This is a genomic window from Streptomyces sp. SID3343, assembly GCF_009865215.1.
Lineage (GTDB): Bacteria > Actinomycetota > Actinomycetes > Streptomycetales > Streptomycetaceae > Embleya.
Map to the genome: position 1 here is coordinate 1 of NZ_WWJX01000971.1, position 2,272 is coordinate 2,272.

A 2,272-nucleotide genomic window follows, 5' to 3' on the forward strand; every position below is an offset into this window, starting at 1 on the left:
CCCACCCGCACCACCCGTTGCGTTTTCGGGGCGGGCTGCGGGATTCGGGCTGGTGGTGGGCGTGTCCGGCCCCGTGGCCTGGTTTGTGGGGGGCGGGCCGGCTGTTGGGTTCGGGGCTGCGGGCTGTGGGCGGGTGGGTTGGGTCCGGGTTAGGGATCTTGTGGTCACGGCGGCTTTGCCGGCCAGGTCGGCGGCGGTCCAGATGGCGAGTTCCACCGGATCGACGTTGGTGTGCACGTGGTCGCCGAGGTGGTCGGCCAGGGCGTCCAGGACTCGGTCTCGGGCTGCGGGGCTGAGGGTGTCGAAGCCGCCACGCAAAGCCGGGAGGCGGTCCATGAAGGCTCGGTCCGGCAGCGTGTCGACGCGATCGAGCAGGGGTTGCAGGACCGGGCCGCCGGTTTGGAGCAGGGGGCCCGCTGCGGTGAGCAGACCGACCAGGCGGCGGGTGAGGGCTGCCCTGGTCGCGGGTGTGGTCGCGGTGTCAAGCCACGAGCCGATGCGGTCGCCGAGGGCTTCGGGGGCCTCGTGTCCGAGCAGGACGCGGACCGCGCCCGCCGCGGCGGCGATCAGGGGTGAGCCGTCCGCCGCGAGGCGGGTCAGTCCGGCGGTGAGACGCGTGCCGCCGAAGGTGTCGGCGCGGGCGGCCAGGTCGGCGAGCGCGCGGGCGTCGGCCGGGTCGTCGGAGCCGGTCAGGCCGTCGAGGTGTCGCACGGCGGCGGTGAGCAGGGTTTGCGAGACGTCATGGGTCACGTCTCCCCCATCGCCTTCCCGGCTTTCCCGGCCTTCCCCACCGACGCGCCGACCACTGGCGTGGTCACGGCCGCCACTCTCGCCGCTGCCGCCGGCCTCGCCGTCTCCGGCGGGCCGGTCGTGTGGTTCGGGGCGCTGGTCGGCCTCCGGGTCGCGGAACCGAGTGGGGGCCGAGCCTTCGAGGTCGGCCGACAGCGGAACGGCCGCCGGTACCGGGCCCGTGCCGTCGGGGTCCGGGGTGGGGTTCTTGCTGCTGGCAGCGGCGGGCTGCGGGGTGGGGGCGGTTTCGGGGCGGGCGGACGGGCCGGGCGGGGTTGCCGTGGCGAAGTGGCCGTTGTGGATGCGGTCGGTCAGGGTCAGGGCGGTGAGGAGGTCCGGGAGGGTGGCGATGGTGGGGAGGGTGGTCGCGGTTTCGGTCAGGCGCGTGGCGGTCAGGGTCGGCAGGCCGCACGCGGCGGCGCGTTCGAGGCCGGTGAGGATCTGGGCGGACGTGGCGCCGCCGTCGTCGAGTTCCTTGCGGTGTTGGGCCTGGAGGATGCCTTCGGCGGCCTGTTCCGGGGTCACGCCCCTGGCCCCCGTCGCGTCCAGGAGGGCGGCCGTCGACGGGGTCCAGCGCACTCGCCAGCGGGTGGTGACCGCGTCGGCGCCGCCGGCTCCGGTGACCGCGACCGGTTCGCCGTACGGGATCCGACAGGTCGTCAGTTGTTGGAGCAGGAGTTCGCGCCGGCGATCGAGGTCGCTGCGCAGCGGATCCAGCCGCAGGTCGCGTTCGGCCGGGGCCGCGGGGCCCGGCAGGTTGAGTTCGCTCAGTCGGCGTTCGACCTCGGGGCCCAGGCCGCTGCGCGGGGCCGCGGGCGCGGGGCGGCCGTTGCGGGTGCCGACCAGGACGCGTTCGAGCGCGCGGGCCACGGCTCGGCCTCGGCCGAGGGTTTCCCCGTGGGTCAGCACGGTCTGTACGGCTTCCAGGAGTTCGCCGCGGCCGGGGGCCGGCAGGTCGCGCAGACGGGCCAGGTCGCCCGCGAGGCGGACGATCTCCCGGGCGTCGGCCGGGCCGCTGGGATGGCCTTGGCCGCGCAACTCGGTACAGATCCGGACCGCCGCGTGCAGCAGCGCGTCGTGCAGAGCGGCCGGATCGCCGCCGGACTCCAGGACCGACTGCTGCCACTCGGGGTCGCGGATGCCGGCCGGATAGCCGGACCGGGAGTCGAGCAGGGCGTAGGTGTAGGGGATCAGCGACATCGTGACGTCGGAGCCGATCCACGAGGCGGATCCCGAATCGTCGGCGGGCGCCTCGGCGTCGGCGTCGGCGTCGAGCAGCGCCGGTGCGTGGAACGCGCCCACGACCGCCGCGGCCTTCGCGCCCGATGCCGTGGCCTCGCGCAGCACGCCGCGCATCCACGCCTCGCGCCGCAGGTCCACCGGGTCCACCGCGCCCGCGTCGCGCCGCAGCGCCCACCCCACCGTCAGGGCCGCGCCGCGGATGGCCTCCGCAGGTGAGCCCGGCGCGGCGGCCTCCACGAGC

At 75.7% G+C, this 2,272-nt stretch carries 1 protein-coding gene; it reads right to left on the reverse strand.

Annotated elements, in window-relative coordinates; all coding sequences use genetic code 11:
* On the reverse strand, positions 1–2,272 hold a 2,272-nt coding region (locus GT354_RS30565), incomplete at both ends, for a DUF5682 family protein (protein ID WP_237535619.1).